This is a genomic window from Winogradskyella undariae (assembly GCF_013285155.1).
Classification (GTDB): Bacteria; Bacteroidota; Bacteroidia; order Flavobacteriales; family Flavobacteriaceae; genus Winogradskyella; species Winogradskyella undariae.
In genome coordinates this window covers 196,167-217,003 of the sequence record NZ_JABTEL010000004.1, presented here as the reverse complement: position 1 = coordinate 217,003, position 20,837 = coordinate 196,167, and the positions used below count along the sequence as shown (strand labels likewise).

Annotated in this window: 23 protein-coding genes; 16 read left to right on the top strand and 7 right to left on the bottom strand. The window is 30.4% G+C overall.

Annotation, left to right across the window (positions count from 1 at the left end; translation table 11 throughout):
• Nucleotides 1–34: 34 nt before the first annotated feature.
• From HSX10_RS07465 to HSX10_RS07390, 16 genes are all read left to right on the top strand, one after another.
• Complete coding sequence (locus HSX10_RS07465; RefSeq protein ID WP_173587584.1) at nt 35–415, top strand: hypothetical protein; 381 nt, start codon at nt 35–37, stop codon at nt 413–415.
• A gap of 36 nt (nt 416–451) precedes the next feature.
• On the top strand, nt 452–1,684 hold the full coding sequence (locus tag HSX10_RS07460; protein WP_173587583.1) for a DUF3127 domain-containing protein: 1,233 nt from the start codon (nt 452–454) through the stop codon (nt 1,682–1,684).
• A gap of 10 nt (nt 1,685–1,694) precedes the next feature.
• Entirely contained in the window at nt 1,695–2,054 is a 360-nt protein-coding gene (locus HSX10_RS07455; RefSeq protein WP_173587582.1) for a DUF3127 domain-containing protein, read from the top strand.
• Nucleotides 2,055–2,085: 31 nt separating this feature from the next.
• Nucleotides 2,086–2,469 (top strand): hypothetical protein, encoded by a 384-nt coding sequence (locus tag HSX10_RS07450; RefSeq protein ID WP_173587581.1) that lies wholly within the window; start codon nt 2,086–2,088, stop codon nt 2,467–2,469.
• Between the two features lie 18 nt (nt 2,470–2,487).
• Complete coding sequence (locus tag HSX10_RS07445) at nt 2,488–2,877, top strand: putative periplasmic lipoprotein (protein ID WP_173587580.1); 390 nt, start codon at nt 2,488–2,490, stop codon at nt 2,875–2,877.
• Nucleotides 2,878–2,880: 3 nt separating this feature from the next.
• Entirely contained in the window at nt 2,881–3,279 is a 399-nt protein-coding gene (locus HSX10_RS07440; RefSeq protein WP_114677291.1) for a hypothetical protein, read from the top strand.
• Between the two features lie 471 nt (nt 3,280–3,750).
• The gene (locus HSX10_RS07435) at nt 3,751–4,860 is read left to right on the top strand and encodes a hypothetical protein (protein ID WP_173587579.1); all 1,110 of its coding nucleotides are present in this window, start codon (nt 3,751–3,753) and stop codon (nt 4,858–4,860) included.
• Between the two features lie 81 nt (nt 4,861–4,941).
• A complete protein-coding gene (locus HSX10_RS07430; RefSeq protein WP_173587578.1) occupies nt 4,942–5,238 on the top strand; it encodes a helix-turn-helix transcriptional regulator in 297 nt (98 codons plus the stop codon).
• A gap of 4 nt (nt 5,239–5,242) precedes the next feature.
• Nucleotides 5,243–7,300: a hypothetical protein gene (locus tag HSX10_RS07425; RefSeq protein WP_173587577.1), complete on the top strand. Its 2,058-nt coding sequence runs from the start codon at nt 5,243–5,245 to the stop codon at nt 7,298–7,300.
• Nucleotides 7,301–8,593 carry a DNA polymerase gene (locus HSX10_RS07420; protein ID WP_367651259.1) on the top strand — a complete coding sequence of 431 codons (1,293 nt, stop codon included), beginning with the start codon at nt 7,301–7,303 and terminating at the stop codon, nt 8,591–8,593.
• 11 nt (nt 8,594–8,604) lie between these two features.
• Nucleotides 8,605–9,411 (top strand): hypothetical protein, encoded by an 807-nt coding sequence (locus HSX10_RS07415; protein ID WP_173587575.1) that lies wholly within the window; start codon nt 8,605–8,607, stop codon nt 9,409–9,411.
• A gap of 133 nt (nt 9,412–9,544) precedes the next feature.
• Nucleotides 9,545–10,792: a site-specific integrase gene (locus HSX10_RS07410; protein WP_173587574.1), complete on the top strand. Its 1,248-nt coding sequence runs from the start codon at nt 9,545–9,547 to the stop codon at nt 10,790–10,792.
• A gap of 77 nt (nt 10,793–10,869) precedes the next feature.
• The gene (locus HSX10_RS07405) at nt 10,870–11,466 is read left to right on the top strand and encodes a hypothetical protein (protein ID WP_173587573.1); all 597 of its coding nucleotides are present in this window, start codon (nt 10,870–10,872) and stop codon (nt 11,464–11,466) included.
• A gap of 368 nt (nt 11,467–11,834) precedes the next feature.
• On the top strand, nt 11,835–12,290 hold the full coding sequence (locus HSX10_RS07400) for a hypothetical protein (RefSeq protein ID WP_173587572.1): 456 nt from the start codon (nt 11,835–11,837) through the stop codon (nt 12,288–12,290).
• A gap of 44 nt (nt 12,291–12,334) precedes the next feature.
• Nucleotides 12,335–12,625 carry a hypothetical protein gene (locus HSX10_RS07395; protein ID WP_173587571.1) on the top strand — a complete coding sequence of 97 codons (291 nt, stop codon included), beginning with the start codon at nt 12,335–12,337 and terminating at the stop codon, nt 12,623–12,625.
• A 340-nt stretch (nt 12,626–12,965) separates the two neighbouring features.
• Nucleotides 12,966–13,631: a hypothetical protein gene (locus tag HSX10_RS07390; protein ID WP_173587570.1), complete on the top strand. Its 666-nt coding sequence runs from the start codon at nt 12,966–12,968 to the stop codon at nt 13,629–13,631.
• A gap of 112 nt (nt 13,632–13,743) precedes the next feature.
• Here HSX10_RS07390 and HSX10_RS07385 read toward each other — a convergent pair whose 3' ends face one another.
• The 7 genes from HSX10_RS07385 to HSX10_RS07355 form a co-directional block, all read right to left on the bottom strand.
• Nucleotides 13,744–14,256, bottom strand: a complete 513-nt coding sequence (locus HSX10_RS07385; RefSeq protein WP_173587569.1) for a hypothetical protein — start codon at nt 14,254–14,256, stop codon at nt 13,744–13,746.
• Nucleotides 14,249–15,451, bottom strand: coding sequence for a hypothetical protein (locus tag HSX10_RS07380; RefSeq protein ID WP_173587568.1), 1,203 nt, complete (start codon nt 15,449–15,451; stop codon nt 14,249–14,251). The genes HSX10_RS07385 and HSX10_RS07380 overlap by 8 nt, the downstream gene beginning before the upstream one ends.
• Complete coding sequence (locus HSX10_RS07375; RefSeq protein ID WP_173587567.1) at nt 15,451–17,628, bottom strand: type II secretion system protein GspD; 2,178 nt, start codon at nt 17,626–17,628, stop codon at nt 15,451–15,453. Before HSX10_RS07375 ends, HSX10_RS07380 begins: the two co-directional genes overlap by 1 nt.
• A gap of 52 nt (nt 17,629–17,680) precedes the next feature.
• A complete protein-coding gene (locus HSX10_RS07370) occupies nt 17,681–19,087 on the bottom strand; it encodes a GspE/PulE family protein (protein WP_173587566.1) in 1,407 nt (468 codons plus the stop codon).
• A gap of 1 nt (nt 19,088) precedes the next feature.
• Entirely contained in the window at nt 19,089–19,529 is a 441-nt protein-coding gene (locus HSX10_RS07365) for a hypothetical protein (RefSeq protein WP_217363249.1), read from the bottom strand.
• A gap of 40 nt (nt 19,530–19,569) precedes the next feature.
• Nucleotides 19,570–19,962 (bottom strand): prepilin-type N-terminal cleavage/methylation domain-containing protein, encoded by a 393-nt coding sequence (locus HSX10_RS07360; RefSeq protein WP_254453210.1) that lies wholly within the window; start codon nt 19,960–19,962, stop codon nt 19,570–19,572.
• Between the two features lie 85 nt (nt 19,963–20,047).
• Complete coding sequence (locus tag HSX10_RS07355) at nt 20,048–20,731, bottom strand: response regulator (protein ID WP_173587564.1); 684 nt, start codon at nt 20,729–20,731, stop codon at nt 20,048–20,050.
• Nucleotides 20,732–20,837: the final 106 nt, after the last annotated feature.

Below are 20,837 nucleotides of genomic sequence, written 5' to 3'. Positions count from 1 at the left end.
ACTCTAATAGAGGGGATAAATAAAAACTAACTTTATGAACTTGAAGCTACTTAAACTTTTATTTCAGTGGGATAGAGAAAAACTTAATAAAATTTCAAGATTTATTCAAGATTTATTCAAAGAGATAAATGAAGAGATAGCTAAGTTTTTTGAAGAAAAGGGTGTTCTGAAAATTATAACATTACTAATATTACCTTACATAATATATCACTTTTATCCAGAGTCAATTCCTTATTCAGCTGTAGTATTGGTTGTTTTTCTGGGGTTTCTAAAGATTAAATTAGGAGAAAGTAGTAAAATATCTAGTGTTATTATAATTTTTGGAGGAGTAGCATTTGGCGCTATTATTATTAGTAGTATATGGGTGCTTTTAATAAAGCCTATTTTTAATTGGGTATTAATGCTTTTTAATTAATTATAAACACAGGAAAATATAATATCTATTAAGATTATGAGCCAAAAAGAAGAGTTTATAAACTGTATTTCTTCAATGAATACAAAATCACTAGAAACTGTTTTAGTAAAAAACGCTTTTAAAAGATATGCAAATGTTTCTTTTTTAGAGAAGCTGAACAAGCTATTTACAGAGTTAAAAGCAAGTGGTAATACATCTTTAGAACTTTACAAAACCATTGGTGTTTGTGGCTGTAATAAAGACAAAAAAATATTTTGTTTTGTAGGTAATTACACTCAAGATTACTTTGCAATAACCTATCAAGAAGATGAAAATAATTATTATAATTTTTCTACGTCTTGCAGTGAAATCCTGTATGATAATAAACACCAGTTAGGTAAATTCCATTACTTTTCTATAAAGCCAGAAAGCACTTCAGAATACAGGAAACATCTAAATGATTCCAATCCGATTTGTGAATACAATACATTCAGCTCTAAAAGTGTTTGTAAAATGAAGACTATAGTGTTATGGCTAGAAAAGTACAGAGGTTTCTATGATGATGTGGTTACAATACTAGAAGATAAGAGATATGTTTCTAAACTGAATTCGATAGAGGTATTAGTGAAAAAGGATTTTGAGGTCTTATATGGTAAGTTAGATATTTTATCAAGGCTGTATAAGAAGGAAGCTTACTTTAGGCAACAATTAGATAACTATAACGGAGTTAAAGACAGTGTATTGAAACTTGAAAATTGGTTTTCATATCAAGCAGAAAACAAAAATGAATATCAATTATTTTCTTCTGTATTTTATGATAGTAGAGAGCTTACTCATTATCGTTTAGAATTAGATGAACTAACATTAAACCCTGAAGATTTTAAGTACACACTTAAATACATGAGTATTATAGAGGAAGCTAAAGCTATCCACTTTGAAGGAAAAATCAAATCAATAGATGATTTAGAAGTTTATAAAAAAACTGAAAATACAAGAGCATACACAAGACGTAAAATAGTACTGTCAATTGATGATTTCTGTTGTAGTGAATTTCAAGTGGTTTTTACAGATGGAAGGGTAAAACACTTAGATAATTTAAGTGTAGGTCAGTTTGTAAAAGTATTTGCAAGACTCACAGGTGGAGAGCTGCAAAATTCAGAAGGCACTAAAGGGTATAAACATCATTTATATGGTTGGCGTGTAGAGATATTAGATGCTAAACCAAAAGTAAAGAAAAACACAAAGGAAATGGATTTGTATTATAAATACATTTTACCATTACCTTTTTAAATAAAAAACTATGGAATTAACAGGGAAAATAAAGGTCTTAAATGATGTTCAAAATATAGGGAGTAATGGCTTTAGAAAAAGAGAAGTTGTTATCACTACAGAAGAACAATATCCACAACATATTTTAGTAGAATTCATTCAAGATAAATGTGATTTGCTAGATAGTTTTAATGTAGGTCAAGAAGTGAAAATAGCTCTTAATTTAAGAGGTAGAGAGTGGATTAATCCTGAAGGTGTAGCTAAATACTTTAATGCTATTCTAGGTTGGAGAATAGAGCTTGTCAATAGTGAACAGCCTACACCTCAAACACAAACACAGCAAGAACCAGTTAGCTTTTTGGATGAAGCAGATAACGACTTGCCATTTTAATAAGAATCAATTAACCAATAAATAATAAATTATGAAGAATATCTTTTTAACATTAATAGCGATTTTGTCATTAGTAGCTTGTTCTAGTGATGATGATGGTGAGGTTGCAGAAATGACAAATGCTAACCTCAGTTATAAGTTAGTATATACTACAGGTGTATTACCTAGTTATTATGTAGTAAGAGCGGGAAATACAATTACATATGAAGATTCTTTTGAGTTTAAAGAAGTTGGTTATGATGAAGATACTAGAACTGTTACAGTAGAAACAGATTTAAATCCAGTTAAAATAGAATCGAATTTCTATATTGAAGGAGGTTCAGAAGTAAATATTAAGTTAATTAGTTCTGAAGGTAACATCATAGATGAACAGACTATTTCAGAAGTAAATTATACTTATATCCATAATTTTTAAAAACTAAAACCAAATACAATGAAGAATACATTTTTATTATTAATAGCCATTTTTGCATTTACAGCCTGTTCAAGTGATGATGACAATCAGGAAGAAGAACAACAAATTAGTCAATCTCATATAGTAGAGTTTACAACAGGTGCTCTTGAGGATTGGGTATCTGTAGGCTTAACAACGACATTAACTTCAGATGATGGAACAGAGTCAACAATTAGTTCAGATTTTGACTATACCCAAAATATAGTTAGTGTAGAGATTCCAGAGAATACAGTAAGCTTTGAGTTAGAATTTTATATAGAAGATTCTTCTCAAGCTGAAATGCGTTTTTATGGTTCTGTAGATAACGTTAATGTTCATCAAGAAAGCATAAACCAACAGAGTTTTCAATATCAATATACTTTTAATTAAGGTATGTGTAATTCCTTATTAAAAGAATTTCGCTTTAGTATTGGAGAACAGTATGAATTAAATGAGTTTAATCTTAAGGCTTTAGAATCAACTTTTAGTAATGGATTAGAGAATGAAAATTACGAATATATAAAAGGAGATTTTAGAACACTATTCGGGGTTTCTTTTTGCAGTAATCCAATCTTACAGTACAATGGAGATATACTTTCTAGAATAGTATATAGCTTTGATATAAAGGATTTAGGTAAGTTGCAAGAGAAGTTAAGTGATTATTTATTAATTACAGATAAATTTGATTTAGGTCAAACATTTACTGTTTTCAGTTTTCCAGAATTTAGTCTGATGCTAGATATAGAGAAAGATATAAAGCTAAGAGTGTTTAAAATTCTGGGTCAAACATAGGTCAAACATTTTTATAATAATAGGTAACTAAAGGAAACAAAGAAAAGAATGGTTTTTAATTATATCATTGATAATCAGCCATCTGAAACAAAAAGCAACAATCTGAAACATAACAGTTACAGACTCATAATCAGGTGGTCCATGGTTCGAGTCCATGTGGGACCACTTTTTAAACTTTATAAAGCCTTGATTATCAGTAAGATATTCGAGGCTTTTTTTATTGAGCTCAAGTATATGCTCAAACCTTTCCTGAAACCCTTGCTATTATTGACTTCCGAGAGATTAGGTTTAATCACTAAAATAATAATATTGTGATTTTGTGATTAATATTTGATAAAAACTGAATCGATCATTCTTGTTTAAAGGCATTCTGTCTAAAGAGCTTATCGATGTTTCCGTTTTTGGCAATCACTCATTTTAACTACTTTTGAGTCTACAGTAAAATTAAGTAGTCTCACAACAGTTCCATTTATGCCAAAATACTCTCGATTAAAGCTGAAATTAACAGATATACCGTTAGAATCTGCTATAAAGGTTTTCAGCTTTTTAGAGAAACTATTAAAAGAAGAGAAACTGGATTTAAATTTTTTCAAACAAAATCATCAAAGATTCACAATAGGAGAGACATATTTTTTAATGTATTACTCATTACGATATTTTGATTTTAGTAATCCTAAATCACATATAAGGCTTCACATAGAACAGATAGACGAGTCTAGGCAAATGATAGATGATTTTATATCGTACAAATTCGAAATTAAGTCTAATGCTGAAGAATTACAATACTATTGCTCAAAGCACATTGATAGCACTAGAAGTAAATATTACAAAAATTTAATTAATGGTAGAAAGGTAGGTAGTAGTTGGATTGTTTTTGACAATTCAAACTTAGAAGCTGTTAAGAGGGTTATATTGAATAATAGAGACAATAAAATCAATAAAGGCTTTGATTCTGTTTCAATGAATAGTATAAGAATACCGCTCAGTATTCATATTTCTACAAAAAGTAATCAGGGCATTTTAAAATATGTTGAAATGAATGGTGTTTTGGATGAGTATAAAAGACTTTTCTCTGATTTTCTTTCTAGCAGCGACCTTAAAAGGTTATCAAATAATTTATTTAGGGAATCAAAAAATGATAATAGTATAATTCCTTTAGACTTTCTTAGTCTGAACTGTATCAGCAAGTCTGATTTGTATGATAGAATTTATAGGCTCTACCTAATCTATCGGGAAAATACTCAGAAGGAAATGCTCCTTAATTATGAAAAGGATGTTACTAAGTTTAATAGACTTATAGCTGCTTATGAAGTTAATTTGACTGTTAAAAATCAGTTGGGTAAAGAAGAACTAAAAGATCATTTAGATAAAAAGACAAGAGAGCTTTATAAGAAGCTTGGTCTTAGAAAGAAATTCAAATATAATAGTACGAATGTTAGAAAGTACGATTTTTTATGCGCTTTCTTTTTTTCTTTTCCAGTAATAAGAGATTCATATTTGAATCATACCGAATGTAATGATTATTCGGATTTACCTAATTATCTTAGAACAGAATGCAGAAACATAAAATTGCGTAAATAACGTAATTTCACAATGGTTTTACGCATTTATTACTCACATACCTAACTTCTCAATAAATTTGTTTTCATAACACAGAAAGTTATGGAGCAGGACGCACTACAATATCATCTTTACAAAGCTTTTTCGGAATTAGAAAGTCGGATAGCACAGCGTGTTGTCGATGCACTATCTAAGCAGTCTAATGCTCTAGTTGGAATGCCAATAACGAGTGAAAAACTTTTAAAAGATGTAGAGTTGTGCGAAGCTCTTCAAATTTCTACAGCTCATTTTTATAAAGTTAAACGCAGACACAAGGACTTCCCTGTCTATGACATTGATGGTGCCAAACGCTACAAACTTTCTGAAGTAGAACATTTCATTAAATCTTTAAAACAGTAGAGTTATGGAACATATATTTCCACGAGTATCTCAAATTATTTCTAAGCCGTGGTTTGTCATTGAAGAAGGTAAGGACGCAGGAAAGGTCAAAGTACCAACATTAAATTTTATCAGATTTCTAGGTGAGCTAGGATTTCGTTACGCTCTTGTTAATGGTGTTTATAAAATGGTAAGAATAGTAGACAACATAGTCTATACTATAAAGGACCATTCAGAAATTATCACTTTAGTCAAGCAATGGTTACAGAATAATTCTGAGAGCAATATGATTGATGGTCTTTATATAGATCAAATTGAAAGTGCTTGGATTAATAAGACACCACAATTGTTCAGTCCGCTTACCCTTAAGTTTTTACCTGCTGTTATCATTAACTCTCATTTTGATACAGAAGATAACTGTTTCTTATACTTCAAGAATACCGTAGTTAAAATCACCAGAAATGGATTTGAACTGATCAATTACAAAAACTTAGATGGCTATGTTTTCCATGAGCAGATTATTAGTAGACATTTCAATCCAAAAAAAGTCAAGAAACTATTTCGTAATACTAATTTTGCTAAATTCATCTACAACATATCGGATAAGAAAATACAGCGATCTAAAGCGTTTTTATCTTTAATCGGCTATCTACTTCATCGATTTAAAAAGGCGTCAAATACCAAGGCTATTGTTCTGTTAGATCAGTCTATTAATGAACTTAATGCAGCCCATGGAGGAACTGGTAAAAGTCTATTGATTAAGTCGTTGAGTTATTTTAGGGAGTTGTGTGAACTGCCAGGAAAAGACTTCAGTAGTAACAATCAATTTTCTTTTCAAAGAGCAACACCAAATACTAATATCATTTCAATTAATGATGTCAAGGCTAACTTCAATTTTGAGAGTATGTATGGTCGTGTTACAGATAACTTTACTATAAATAGAAAGTACAAAGACGAGATAGAAATTCCTTTTGAGCGTTCTCCAAAAATAGTTTTATCATCTAATTTTATGATTAAGGCACCTTCTGGGCATAGTACGGAGCGTCGTAAATATGAAATAGAACTTTCAGAACATTATGGATCTCATTTAACTGTATATGATGAATTTCAACAACAGTTCTTTGAAGATTGGAATGAATTTGAATGGAATGAAGTAACACTGTTCATCATCTTTTGTATTCGATATTATTTAAACTACGGACTTGTTGAGGCTGATCCTGTAAACCTTATTGAGCGAAGACTTATTAGTGAATTAGGTGCTGACCTTTTAGACTTCTTGGATGAAAAGTTTGCTGAAAAACCCAAGTATCATAAGAAAGAGCTTTTCAATGAATTTAAAAATGGTGGCTATGTTGATAGACGCTATGCTCCAACACAACGCACTTTCACAGTAAAACTAAAGAAATACTGTGAATATAAAAATCTAGCTTATAAAGAGACGCCGTCAAACTCTAAGGCATTCTTTGAGATTATTACACAAAAAGCAGAGCAAACACTACTGACAATTGAAGATGTTGATGCCGATTATAAAACAGTCGATACACCCAACAAAATGACTCGTCTGGTTAACAAAATGATAAAACATTTTAAAGATCATTCAGATGAGGTTTTAGCTGTTGATTTGGAGACGACAGGATTTGATTGTTTTCAGGATGATATTGTGTGTATGTCATTGACGTTTAAAAAGCGCACGGGCTATAACATTGTATTTCCAAAACATAAAGCCAAAGCATTATTGTTTATAGAACCATTACTTACGTTTTTAACGGCAGAGCATATTACTAAAGTGTTCCACAATGCCAAATTCGACCTTAAATTCTTACATCGCTATGGAATACCTGTTTTAGGACGTATTGAAGACACCATGATACTTGACCATTTCTTAGACCCTAATCGAAAAAAACATGGTTTAAAGGAAATTTCAGAATTGCATTTAGGGTATAGACAAATCAACTTCAAGCAAATAACAGGTGGTAAATTAATTACTGAAATACCTACTGATGAGTTAACCAAATACGCTTGTGAGGACACGGATCTTACCTATCAATTATACCATTTTATAGCTAATAAATTAAATCAATAAATGATGAACCAAGATATACTAGACTTAGAATATAAAACCCTTCATGTTGTAATGAAGATGGAACTTGATGGTGTAAAGATAGACGTTAAAAAATGTAAAGAAACTCTTAAACAGCTCAAGAAATTTAATGAAAAATTAATACGACAAATACAAGCTTTTACTGAAGATGAAATTAACCTAGAGAGTCCTCCACAATTAAACAAACTATTGTTTGAGACACTTCAGTTACAGCCTGAAATTGATAAAGTTGGTAAGAACGGTTGCTATTCCACGGATAAATCACACTTGAAAAAGTTAATAGATAAGCATGAGATAGTTCCATTATTGTTGGATTATCGCAAAACCATTAGTTTAATAAACTTTTGTAAACAACTACAGAATGTTAATCCAATAACTAAAAGGCTTCACGGTCAATTTAATCAATCAGGCACAGCAACAGGACGGTTCAGTTGCAGTAAGCCTAATTTACAGAACATACCCAATGTCAAGCTTAATGACGGAGAAATCAATGAGCTAATAATATTAGAATCAAGATTTAGAGAGATGTTCATTCCCAAGAAAGGTTGCCAGTTTATCTGTGCCGATTATTCTCAGATTGAAATTCGAGTAGTTACTGATATGAGTCAAGATGAATATCTACTAAAAGCATACACCACCAAAGATACCAATGGGAAGAATTTAGATGTACACAGATTAACTGCTTCGGAAGTGTTCAATATTAAATATTCAGAAGTTACTGATGAGCAGCGTTCAATAGCCAAGAGTATTAATTTCGGACTAATCTATGGCAAAACAGCATTTGGTTTATCTGCAACACTGACCGAAATCACTGGAAAACACCATTCCAAAGAACAAGCAGAAGTTATCATGTCCAAATATTTTCAGCGGTTTAGTGGTGTAAAAACATGTTTAGATAGTTTGATAGACTTCGCCGACACTAACGGTTATTCAGAAACCATTTATGGAAGACGTCGACCAATTCCACAATTATCATCAAGTAAACTATCAGAACGTAATGCAGGTAAACGCCTGGCTATGAACTCACCAATTCAAGGTACAGCAGCTGACATTATTAAGATGGCCATGGTTGCCTGTGATGAGCAGATAAAAACCAAAAACTTAAAATCAAAATTAGTCCTTCAAGTCCACGATGAATTATTATTTGAAGTACCTGATGACGAAATGGAGGTTATGGAAACCTTAGTTAAAAATACGATGGAAAACGTGGTTAGACTGTCTATACCATTAGAAGTTGGTTTAGATAAAGGACATAACTGGGCTATGGCTCATTAAACTCATACAATATGAAATTATTTAACTATCACTATGACTTTATTAAGTTTAAGCTATATAATGTTAATTCAAGTCTCATAAATTGGGACGTATTAAAACCTCATAAAACCTTAAATAATCATTATTCATTAGTTTCTAATGGTCGATTCTTCGACAAGAATTTTGATCTATTTATTGATGGCGGACAAAACATCACTATTCGTTCAAGTATACCGTATCTCATTTATGGGCATAATTTTAAGGCGTTTGATGCACTAGATTTACTAAAAGCGATGAAATCGTTGTCAGATATATTAGGTATTGATTTGACAGAGGCAAAACTGATAGAATTAGAGTTTGGGGCTTATCAAAAGATTGAAAATTCTTCAAAGGATTATATTAACTCACTTATCGGGCTACAGGATTATAGGTTAGAGAAATCTACTTCATCAATGAAAATGTTTGGCAATACTAAAGGTCTTCATTTAAAAATATATGACCCTATTATAAATGCTAAACGCAAGAAGACGTTTTCGCTTAGTCAATATCCTAATGAGTGTTTGATTAAATACGAAATCAAAGATTTAAAACCGACGCATTTAAAAGTAGAAGATTTGTGTCTACCTAAGACATTCATATCATTTAATAAAAAACTAAATACACATTTAGATCATTTGCTTATTAGAAGTGATGACCGATATCTACCTATAGATGCCTCAATAAATCACATTCTGTTCGCAACACTTAAAAATGTTGAGCAAGAATTAGGTGTTCCTATTTACGCTAAAACAGTGGACTTATTAGAAAAAATGGAATTATCACCTTCTCAAAAAAAGTAAACGCAAAAAATCCTTGTTGGAGCTAGACACTACCTATAACGCACAACACCAAAAAAGATAACTAAGTAATATCAAAATTAGGGACCTTCCATTAAAATATGGCGTATGGTTGGTTCCATAAAATTGTAAAATTATGGCAACATTAAAATTTGTATTAAGTAAATCCCAACATCAAAAGAAAATTAAAAGTCCAGAATCGATGCTAATGCTTCGGTATTCGCACAAAAAGAAAGTTACGTATTTCACTACTCATAAAAACGTCAGAGATGACTACTGGGACGTTAAAAATCAAAAAATAAAAAGAAGTTATTCTGGCTCAGATCGCTTCAATATTTATCTAACAACTATTAAACAAAAGGTGGATGACATTGTAAACGGACTTTTAATTAAGGGAGAAGACCCAGGAACAATTTATGTTAAGTCCCTTTATAATGAAACAAAGGTTGAGCAACAAAAGAAAACACAATACACGTTTTTTGAATACGCAGAACATTATGTTGAAATCAGTAAAAAAAGTAAAAGTCCTGGTACATTAAAAACATATCGTACTGTACTCAATCAATTAAGAAAATATGAGAGGTATTCTGCAACACAACTAGATTGGCATAATATAGATATGGATTTTTACTATGACTTCCAAGAGTTTTATACAGGTGTTCAAGGCTTTTTGAATAATGGTTTTGGAAGAGTGATTAAAAACATAAAAGTGATATTGAATGACGCTACAGATAAAGGGTTTAACACTCAACTGATGTACAAGAACAAGAATTTTAAAACTGTTAGAGAAGAGGTTAACAATATTTACCTAAGTGAAGAAGAATTACAACGAATGATAGACATTGATTTAAGTTATAATAAATCATTGGAGCGTGTTAGAGATTTATTCATCGTTGGATGTTATACAGGATTGCGATTTAGTGACTTTAGCGAACTAAAAAAAGAACATATTGTCGGGAACACTTTTAAAGTTAAAACAATTAAAACGAACGAATGGGTAACTATTCCTCTCATGTCTTTTGTCAAGGATATTATGGAAAAATATAAAGACAATGTAAATAGTTTACCTAAATCTTGTGTAAATCAGACGATGAATAAGCACCTAAAGGAAATAGGGAGACGTGCTAAAATTAACGAGAGTTTCTTAAAAATAAGAACTAAAGGGAGAAAACGTGTTGAGCAAACATTGAGTAAATATGAATTAATTACAACCCACACTGCAAGACGTTCATTTGCAACTAATATGTTCAAACGAGGTATTCCATCACGAGTAATTATGAAGATTACAGGTCACCGAACAGAAAGAGCATTTTCAACTTACATAAAGGTGTCACAGGATGAGAATGCCGAAATGATGCTGAGGTACCTAGAACAATCAGCATAGGTTGTTTTCCAAAGGTGTTGAAAATATAAAAGCAGACGGAACAAATTCAATTTAAAAACCCTTAAAAGCTATACATAATGAGCGGAAAAAGAACCAATTTTAAAATCATGGGACAGAATGACTTTGTTGCTTACCTAGAAGAAAGGAACGTCCCTTTTAAGAAATTAGATACCATAACCGTATTAGGTCTTAGCGTTACCAAAATTAAACCAGATCATTTCAGACTTGGACCACGAGTGTTTGAAACAAAATCAGGAAATAAGATTGACACAAATACCAAAATGAAAGATATTGAATTAACTACTAAGTCAAAGAATCCGATATCGAAAAAACAATTGATTAGAATTATTGATGAGCGTGTTCAGAATATGGGAACTAAGGGAGTATATCATCCCAAACGTTTAAAACCGAAATGGAACTCGTTGACTGATGATAATGAAAAGCTCGAATTATTTGAAAAATATGTAACGAGCAAAGAATCATCAATTGGTTTTCTAAAACTGATTAAGGTTAATTTATGTCATAAAACATTAGAGGCAGTTATTATTGAATTTCCCACAAGTATTGAGTATTTAAAATCCAATAAGGTAAAATCAATATGTATTGATAAGTTCTCTAAATATAACCATGGAAAACAGTATTTGATTGAAAATGGTATAAAACCTAGTGGTTAAAATTTAGAGTATAAGATTAAATACAGTAAAATTTATGGTGAAGATTCAGAAGGTATTTTAGTGTTTGACATTATAGATTCAAATACAATTGAACGTAAGACCTCCATACTTAAAGGTAACCAATTTAAAAAGTAAAAATTTCTTTCAGTGTCTTTTTATTAAAGAGGAAGGCACTCAAAGAAACTTCGGCAAATAAAGCAGGTCTATTATTCTTTATTTACGTACTAAAGAAATACAACATAACCTCTCGATAAAGCGAACTTGCAAGTTGTTAAAGCTTTAAGCTATAAAGGCCACTCTAATAAAAAAGATATGCAACAGTTATCTTTTATGGATAAAAATGGTGAAGGTTACCAAAACTTTGCACTATGAATATTCACAAAGAAAATGACAAACAAAGAGAAGTAGCAGACTATAATGTTTACTTGCAGTTGAAAGAACTTAATTATACAAATGAGAATATAGCGAAACATTTAAGCTACTCTAAAAAGGAGTTAGGTTGTTTAATAAGTCAACACACATTTATAAACAACTTGGAATATAAACTTCAAGAAAATGAAGGCGATTATTTCTTTCATGGAACATTTTATGTTACTCAAAATGTAAATAGTTGTTTAACACCAGAAGAGATATTAGAAATCTATGTGTTCACTCAAGACTTAGTAAAACAACATAAAAGCATCGATTATTTACAGGTTTTTTATAGTGTTGAGCAAGATTGTAAGCTATTCTTTATAGATCAGCTTAATAAGACTATGCTTGACAGTAATCGATATACAGAACAAGATAACTATTGTACATTAATGTTAGCTAGCGATTATTGATTGATTTCTACGATTTAATATATTAGTGTCATAAAAAAAATCGTATGACACAAAATAATCTAATCCGAGAATTTGAACAACAGCTTGAAAAAAACATTAATGAAGTAGTTGAGAGCATTTACAGGCCTCAATATTTTATAAATATGGTAGACAAATATGGTTATTATCAAGCGGCAAAAAAGATTGCATCAGATAGAGAAGTGTCTGATGGATTTACTAAACTAGCTTTAAAGCAACGCTTAGATTTATCAATAGAAAGTTTGATTGTTAATCCTAAATACGAAAGTATCTTTACAAAAGATGAGATTAATAATTGTAGAATAAAATTGAGATAAAATTTTTAAAAAAATGAAAAGCGAATGACTGGCCGTTGTTAGCCGAAGGCGTTACAACAAGTTATTCGCCACTTCTTTTCTTTAATTCTTTTTTTAACTAGCTATTTAATTATAAGTGCAAGATTGGTGTATTTGAAAATCACAAATGGTGTGAAATGAAATGGATAATTGGTAAGAATGAAATGCAAAATTGGTGTGTTTTGTGAAAACAATGGCATGATTATCAAAAATGAAATGCAAAATTGGTGAATTAACAAAAGTTAGTGATAGTTACATCATAAAATAAAAAAAGGAAGCGTCTTTTTGGGTCGACAGCTTCCTTTTAAAAATTAGTATTAAGATGTACAACAATCTCCATTCTAAAGAGAACAAGCAACTAGTTCTAAAAATTCCTGCAACAATACTTTCAAGTAATGAATTATCGTTTAATGAGAAACTAATTCTCGGATTGGATTATACCTATCAATCTAAAAAAGGATATACCAAGCTTACCAATTCAAAAACAGGTCAGCTATTTAATCTTCATCCTAACATTATTTCGTACTGCAGAAAGAATCTTGTTAAAAAAGGATACTTGTTAAAAGATAAATCTAAATACACTTTAACGGATAAACATAAAGAGCATCAGGCTAAGGATAAAAGAGAAATATTCTTGCCTTTTGAAATATACAATCATAAACAATTATCAACAGGAGCGAAACTGTTGTGGGGAGAATACAACTCGCTTAGCAAAGGGAGAAGAGAGTATTTTGCAAAAAGAAGCTATACTTCAAAGAGACTAAATGCTTGTGAAGAAAGTATCACAAATTGGACAAAACAACTTCAGGAATACCAACTACTAAAGAAATACCAACATCGTATAGGGTATCGTAAGAGCCAAAAAGTAATTATTACTTGTGAGTTTAAAGACGGTAATAAGATTTTAGATATAACTCACATTCAAAATCTAAATGGGGAATGGGTATTGAAAAGATCGAAAATACTTGGATTTGAGGAATGGGAATAGCGAGGTTAATACTTTGTGGACTACTTAATTTTTATTAAAACAGTCTTTAATAAAGGGTTTTAAATCAATTTTTGCTCAAGTGCTAAAATATATGCTCAAGCTTTATTCTATATTATCCAAAACTTCGTAGTAAAACCTTAGTCTGCAAATAATACTTGCCTGTTCGAAAGTTTTTCTTCTTCTCAAAATGTAAATTAATAATCTCACCAAATTTAGTTTGCTGCTCCAATTGGTAAATGAGTTTATTAATAGAATTATAATCACCTTCGAGAACAAATTCATAGGTTTTAATGACTAAGTCATCATTTTCAATGACGTGTGGTTCTAGAAAATTAATTACTTTTATATTGTTGTCACGTGTAAATCTATTAATCACTTTTAGTAGATTATTCTGTATCGATGAACCATCTAACTGATATTTGGTTAATAAAGAATCATAGTACACTTCTTTTTGCTTCAAGAATGATAATTGCTTTGGTGCATTTTTAAACAGAACAGCTTCTTTAGACATAGCATTGTACTGTTCTTTTTGCTCTAAAGTTTTAATAATTGCTAATTGGTAACAGATAACAAGAGCTAAAATAAAGCTTAATATGAGTGCTATGTTTTTTTGGTTTCTAGTCATCTGTTAAAATTAATTTTAGTTTAAAGTCTGACTGATTTGAAGCCGCTTTTCCATAATCAATAATGTCAATTCTTTCTATCCAATCTTCTTTCTCTAGTTTACTTAACCAATTTGAAAATATTTCGCTATCATTAGAACTTCCGGAAACACTAATAGTATTCTCATCCAAATCAATTAATTTCCCCGTTTTTATTCGCTTTGATAGTGGTTGGTAATTAAATTCAGAAAGCAGTATGGAATTAGGTAAACTGTGAATAATGGAGTTGCAATAAAACGAGCTTTTAGATCCATTACTTTTTAATAGATCATCTACCATTTTCTGTTTTTTAGTCACCGTTTCATCAAGTTTGAGAATTTTGGTTTTGATGGATTGATTGATTTCTGAAACCTGTTGTAATTCATTAACCTTATTAAAAAAATAACTAAAGAAAAAGAAGTTGGCTATAAGCAAAATTAAAATAAAGAAACCACCAAGTTTTAAGAACTGATTAAAAAAATGAACGTTCTTAAAGTCCTTGGTTAGAGTATATTTTTTTTCTTCAAAATTCGTTTTTGTTATACCATTTCTTAGAACAGATTTTAATGTAGCTGAAAATGATAATAATTGGTCATTTGAAACTGTAAGTCCGTTGATATTATACGAGTTGTGTTCTGTTTCCTGTTTTTTAATTCGAACAATTTGCTGATCCTTAATAGTTAATACTGAATTAGATGTGAGTATTGACTGATTATTGATAAAAGATTTTATGGAAGAGGCAATGGTGTTTCCAAGAGATAAGTCAATAATTGAAACTCTTTGTTTCGAATAATTTTTAATTATTGATTCAATATAATCTATTCTACAAAGCGATACAAAGTGTGTATTTTTTTCTGAAAGTATTTCAAAATAAAAGTCCTCTAAATTAATATTTGGAAATGCCTTATACACAATTTTAAAAGCATCATTTTGTTCGCTTTCAATGGTTTTGGATAATACTTTATCGTTATTAATTACCAGCGTAACATGTTGGTTTTTGGGAAGCTTTTTAGAAACCTCTTCAATAGTTGCAACGGTAAACGTTGATGTTATATCTAGCTCATTTTTAGATTGTTTAATAAGGCAAATCTGAAGAATATCCTTACCATTATTAGAGTAGTGTTCAATACCACAATAGCAGTTGCCATAGGTCAAATATTTAAGAATATTATTAAACATTAATAGATAACTGTTGGTTTAATTAAGACTGATAGCTTAGATTTTCTAGCAGTTCTCGTATGTCTACTAAAAAGGTATTTGATAATAGGTATTCGTGCTAAAAAAGGTACACCTGTACCCGAATTTGTTTTAGAGTTCTCTTCTAGTCCTCCAAGAATGGCGATATCTTGATCTTGCATTCTTATAATGGATGTAAAAGTCCTTGAGTTTATGTCTGGAGGAGCATCTTCAGCTATACGAGAGCCAAAACTTGATTGAATAACATTTATATCTAGCAGAATATGTCCATCTCCAGATACAGAAGGTTTTATTGTAAGACCTAGTTCAGCTTCAACTGGGACATAATTTACAATTTCATTAGTAATAGGGTTTTCTACACCAATGATACTTCTATCTGTAATAGAATAGTACGAGGTTTGTCCATTTGAGAAATTAGCGCGATGCCCATTTAAAGTTGCTAATTTTGGTGTTGATAAAACTTTAAAATCACCATTAGTTTCCATAGCTTTTATCGTAGCGAAAAAATTAGGAATTACTTTACCTAAATTGAAACCACTAAAATTATTAAATCCACCAATTATTTTGTTAACTGTAGTGGCTCCGAGAGTTAAATCAGTACTGGGGTAGATACTACCTTGTGTTTCTGATGCATTCTCTCCAATTCCCCATTCTACACCTGTATCAGTAGTCGAATTTTTATTGACTTCAATAATCATAACTTCAATTAAGATTACTGGAACAGGCTTGTCTATTTTATGAATAAAATGTTTAAATCTATTTATTTTAGTACTTGGGCCACTAACATAGAAGCTGTTTAGTTCAATATCCGTTTTAAATTCTAACCCTTCTTTTATTTCCTCAGGAATTATGCTTAATAAATCTGAATTATTTGTACTTGTAGTATTAAAAGGTGAATTACTATTGTTTCCTGTATTTTGATAATTAGTGTTTGTGCTATTCTGATTTTGCGAATAGTTATTATTGTAGTTTGGTTGACCTATAATATTTGTAGTGGTTTTAAGGTTATTATTAAAGTTGTTTGTGGAATTTCCTCCTTGTGGGTCTGATAGAAGTTCTACAGAGCGGTACTGTAAATATACAATTTCAACATTACGAACACTTAACTGATTTTCTGTTCCAAAAAAGTAAGTATTGTCTTCTTTTTTAAATGTGAAGTTATTTGGAATATTTGTAGGGGTATTTTGAGTGTTTCCGAATTGCTGTTGATTTGAGACTTTTGGATTGGTTGATGAATTAGATTCAAATATTTTAATAAGTAAATTATTAAAACTAATATGTTTTGTTTTAAAAGTAATAGTTCCTGCTTCTGTTAAGGGGGTTGCAGTAAACACATCAATATTAAGTTCATTACCTATATCATTAATAACATCAGAGATTGGTGTATTAACAAGATCGACCTCAAGCAACTGTTTGTCAGTATCCAGAATTTTAAAGAGAAAATTAGAATTTCGATGCCTTACTGGTCGTTGTCTTGGTTGATTAGAGTTATTGGCATTAGTATTAATAATTTCTGTATTGTCTTCAAATACAAAAAAACCATCTTTAGATTTTTCAAAGTATAGGTCATTTGCAAAAGCAAGTTTATCCATTGCAGCATCAAAATCGATATTTTGTATATAAGCGGTAAGTGTTCTGTTTTCAAGCCCAGGAGAAAACACTAGGTTTTTACCAGTTTCGTCTATAATTCTTTTAAATAAGTCATATAGCTTATCTGCTTTTGCATCTATAGAAATAATATTTGAGTTTGGATTATAGGAAATAGGTATAATTCGTTTTTCAGAAGTTTTCGGTATTTCTTTATAAGACTTGAACGATAAAATATTTCCAGTAAAATCGATAGTTAAGTTGTATTCTTTACAGAGATATACTAAGAGGTCTGTTACAATTACATTTGGAAATTTTGGTGAAATTGATATTTGATTGAGCTCTTGAGAGACATTCAAATTAAGTTTATGTACCTCTGCTAGTGCCAATAAAAAATTAGACAAACTTATGTTGCTAACACTCACCTCTGTTTTTAAATTTTCGGTTAATCCAACAGATTCAACTGATAATGTGGTTAATTGGTTTTTAATTTTTTGTATTCGTACATCTTCTTTTTGTGCAAACACAAAAGTGAAGTTTACAAATAATAATATAGATAGTATTTTTTTCATATTATTTCTCACTAAGGCGGAAATTTTTTAGTTAAAAAGATTAGATGATCACCTAATCAGAAAGAAGAGCGTAAACTTCATCAATAGAAGTAATTCCTTCTTTTATCAGGTCAATAGCATTGCTTTTTAGGGTTGAAATATTGTGTTTTTTTATATAGTTATCGATTTCTAAATCGTTGTTCTTGATGTTTTGTACTAATGTTTTCGTTATAGGAATAATTTCGTAAATAGCTTTTCTTCCAGTATAGCCTGTATGATAACAGTTATTGCAGCCTTTGGCTATAAAATGGGTCGAGAAGTTTTTTGGTATTTCAAAACTTGAAGGAAATAAATCTTTAGTAACTTCAGCTTTCTCTTTGCAGTCAGTACATAATTTTCTAACTAAACGCTGAGCCACACTCACATTTAGAGTACTTGCTATTAAAAATGAAGGAATACCCATATCAATTAATCTAGAGATTGTTGCCCAAGCAGAATTGGTGTGAATCGTTGATAGTACCAAGTGACCAGTTAAAGCGGCACGAATAGCCATATTGGCGGTTTTTGCATCACGAATCTCACCAACCATTATAACATCAGGATCTTGACGTAAGAATGTCCTTAAGGTACTTGCAAAGTCCAGGCCTATGTTTTCTTTGAGTTGAACTTGATTTACGCCTTCAAGTGTGTATTCTATAGGGTCTTCAATGGTTAAAATATTAGTTTGGTCATCATTTAGCAATTTTAGTGTAGCATAAAGAGTTGTCGTTTTTCCTGAACCTGTTGGGCCTGAAATCAAAATAATACCATTTGGTTTTTTTACTGTTTCTTTATAGGTTTTCAATTCATCTTCAGTAAATCCTAATTCTTTTAATTGAATATGATTAGCATCCTTACTAAGAATACGTAATACTACTTTTTCGCCATGAAGTGTAGGTAAAGTGGAAACACGGATGTCAAATTCACTAGTGTTTGTTTTGATGGTAATACGACCATCTTGAGGTAAACGTTTTTCTGAAATGTCTAATCCTGCTTTTATTTTTAGTTTGTTTACAATGACAGGATATTCCTTTATAGAAATTATAAATTGTTCTTTTAACTTCCCATCCAGACGAAACCGAACTCTACATTTATGTTCGTAAGGTTCAAAATGAATATCACTACTGCCAATATCCTTAGCAGTAAATAATAGTTTTTCCAAAAAATCAGTACTATAGTTTAAATCTTGTATTTGGTTTTTATTGCGTTGCCTAAAATTTAGGCTTAGATATTGATGTATGTTTTCGGTAGTATCATAGATTAGTTCAATATCTTTGTTTAGCACAATTTGTAACTCTTGTCTTAGAGTATCAGATTTTGAATCGGATTTAAAAGTTAATATTCCATTTTTTACAGCAACAGGAATTATTCGGTAATGGTACGCTTGCTCACTAGAAATGAGCTGTATTAAGTTTGTTGCTATGTTGTAGGTGTTTTTCAAATTAAATAGTATAAACAGATTTTAAAAAACCAGACCAATAGGCTAGGTAAGCGACTGTAAAAAACAGACTTAAATAGCCAGCTAAAGGAACTGTTTGGTGTTCGGATTTCTTTTTTAAAAAGAGATGTAATAGTAAAGAGAAAATTAGACCAAAAACTAAAAAAACAATAAATGTAACACTTGGAAAACTAAATATTAAAGCTAAAAATAGCATGCCATCACCTAGCCCAAACGTTTTAGATATTGAAGTTTTTAGTTTTAATTTTGAATATATTAAAATCGTTAATAATAAAATGGAAACAAAAGAAAAATTTATAGATACCGAGGTATAAAATAGTTGATCCCATGTGTTTTGATGAAATAAAATTCCAGCACACAACCCCACGGTAGGAAATAAAAACCAATATACTTTACGTTCCTTTATATCTTGAAGCAATATCATAATTAAAGCAATTATTAAAATTATTTTTAAGATAATCACTTTAGTCTTTTACAATTTGTTTGGGTGCCCCATTCTCATCAATCTCCCAAACATTAAAAACACCATCTCCATCAAAATCAGTTATTGCCGTTGCTCTTGCTTTAAAACTATTGTTGGTTGCGCTCAAAATTTCATAGTGATAATACGATCTTCCATTTTCATTCACTGTTTTTGGGGCTTCAAAATCTATTTCATTTAAGTCGACTGAGTATTTTGAATACATATAACGATATGTTGTCTGCGAGCTGTAAATCTGGTTTAATTGTATTTGTGCTTCGGTACTTTTAGCTTTGCTAATAAGAGGCATTAAATTTGGTAGGGCTAATAATAATAAGATACCAATGATTACTAATACCACTAATACTTCTTGAAGGTTGTATGAAGCTACTTTCATATTAAATTGATTTGGAGTTAAAGATATCATTCGAGAATTATAATCGCTAAAATATAGCCTTACTTTTAGTAAGGTTAGGATATGGTTATAAAAAACCTTTCTCTAATATTAGCTTAATAAGCATATTGTCGTCTTTGGGATTGGTGTTAAATTTTAACCTTAGGTTTCGCTTCCTTTTTTCAATTGCACCTATTGATAAGGGTAAATAATAAACAAGATCTTTTGTTTTTGTCCCTTTCCATAATTCATACAGCATTAGTTTATCTATAGGTTCTATACTGATGTTACTCGATATTTTTTTTCGTAATAAATTCAGTACACTTATACTATAATAAGGTTCGTTATTTAAAACTTTTGTTAAAGCATCAAAAATTATTTCCCTCTGTATATCTCCTTTAAGAAGCATAGCGTCAGGATTTACATTTTGAAGAACATTACTTAGTATAAGAGTTTCATAGTGACCTGTGATGATGATGATTTTTATTTTCGGAAACATTTTTTTTAGTAAAAGGCATAAATCCTCGCCAGAACTGTAGTTTCCGTTTTTAGATTTTGGAAGTCGCATATCAATTAGTGATACATCTATAACTTCTTTGTTATTATGATGCATATTATTAATGATTTTAATTGTAGAATCACAACAGGCTGCTGTTAATACTTTAATGGTGTAATTAGGGTTTGTAATTTCATATTGATTTAATAAATTAGAATATGCATCAATGGTTGACTTATGGTCATCTACTAAAAGCACATTTATAAGTTTTTTCATATTGCAGTTGGTCTTTGAATAGTTTTAGAGGAGTAACTTTAGTGTTTTGAAGTAACACATTTTAATGAGTTAAAGTATAGATTTTATTTTTCTAATAATTTCTGAT

Coding starts and splice junctions, on each gene's coding strand:
- HSX10_RS07465 (WP_173587584.1), top strand. CDS start 35: ATGAACTTGAAGCTACTTAAACTTTTATTTCAGTGGGATAGAGAAAAA.
- HSX10_RS07460 (WP_173587583.1), top strand. CDS start 452: ATGAGCCAAAAAGAAGAGTTTATAAACTGTATTTCTTCAATGAATACA.
- HSX10_RS07455 (WP_173587582.1), top strand. CDS start 1,695: ATGGAATTAACAGGGAAAATAAAGGTCTTAAATGATGTTCAAAATATA.
- HSX10_RS07450 (WP_173587581.1), top strand. CDS start 2,086: ATGAAGAATATCTTTTTAACATTAATAGCGATTTTGTCATTAGTAGCT.
- HSX10_RS07445 (WP_173587580.1), top strand. CDS start 2,488: ATGAAGAATACATTTTTATTATTAATAGCCATTTTTGCATTTACAGCC.
- HSX10_RS07440 (WP_114677291.1), top strand. CDS start 2,881: ATGTGTAATTCCTTATTAAAAGAATTTCGCTTTAGTATTGGAGAACAG.
- HSX10_RS07435 (WP_173587579.1), top strand. CDS start 3,751: ATGCCAAAATACTCTCGATTAAAGCTGAAATTAACAGATATACCGTTA.
- HSX10_RS07430 (WP_173587578.1), top strand. CDS start 4,942: ATGGAGCAGGACGCACTACAATATCATCTTTACAAAGCTTTTTCGGAA.
- HSX10_RS07425 (WP_173587577.1), top strand. CDS start 5,243: ATGGAACATATATTTCCACGAGTATCTCAAATTATTTCTAAGCCGTGG.
- HSX10_RS07420 (WP_367651259.1), top strand. CDS start 7,301: ATGATGAACCAAGATATACTAGACTTAGAATATAAAACCCTTCATGTT.
- HSX10_RS07415 (WP_173587575.1), top strand. CDS start 8,605: ATGAAATTATTTAACTATCACTATGACTTTATTAAGTTTAAGCTATAT.
- HSX10_RS07410 (WP_173587574.1), top strand. CDS start 9,545: ATGGCAACATTAAAATTTGTATTAAGTAAATCCCAACATCAAAAGAAA.
- HSX10_RS07405 (WP_173587573.1), top strand. CDS start 10,870: ATGAGCGGAAAAAGAACCAATTTTAAAATCATGGGACAGAATGACTTT.
- HSX10_RS07400 (WP_173587572.1), top strand. CDS start 11,835: ATGAATATTCACAAAGAAAATGACAAACAAAGAGAAGTAGCAGACTAT.
- HSX10_RS07395 (WP_173587571.1), top strand. CDS start 12,335: ATGACACAAAATAATCTAATCCGAGAATTTGAACAACAGCTTGAAAAA.
- HSX10_RS07390 (WP_173587570.1), top strand. CDS start 12,966: ATGTACAACAATCTCCATTCTAAAGAGAACAAGCAACTAGTTCTAAAA.
- HSX10_RS07385 (WP_173587569.1), bottom strand. CDS start 14,256: ATGACTAGAAACCAAAAAAACATAGCACTCATATTAAGCTTTATTTTA.
- HSX10_RS07380 (WP_173587568.1), bottom strand. CDS start 15,451: ATGTTTAATAATATTCTTAAATATTTGACCTATGGCAACTGCTATTGT.
- HSX10_RS07375 (WP_173587567.1), bottom strand. CDS start 17,628: ATGAAAAAAATACTATCTATATTATTATTTGTAAACTTCACTTTTGTG.
- HSX10_RS07365 (WP_217363249.1), bottom strand. CDS start 19,529: ATGATATTGCTTCAAGATATAAAGGAACGTAAAGTATATTGGTTTTTA.
- HSX10_RS07360 (WP_254453210.1), bottom strand. CDS start 19,962: ATGAAAGTAGCTTCATACAACCTTCAAGAAGTATTAGTGGTATTAGTA.
- HSX10_RS07355 (WP_173587564.1), bottom strand. CDS start 20,731: ATGAAAAAACTTATAAATGTGCTTTTAGTAGATGACCATAAGTCAACC.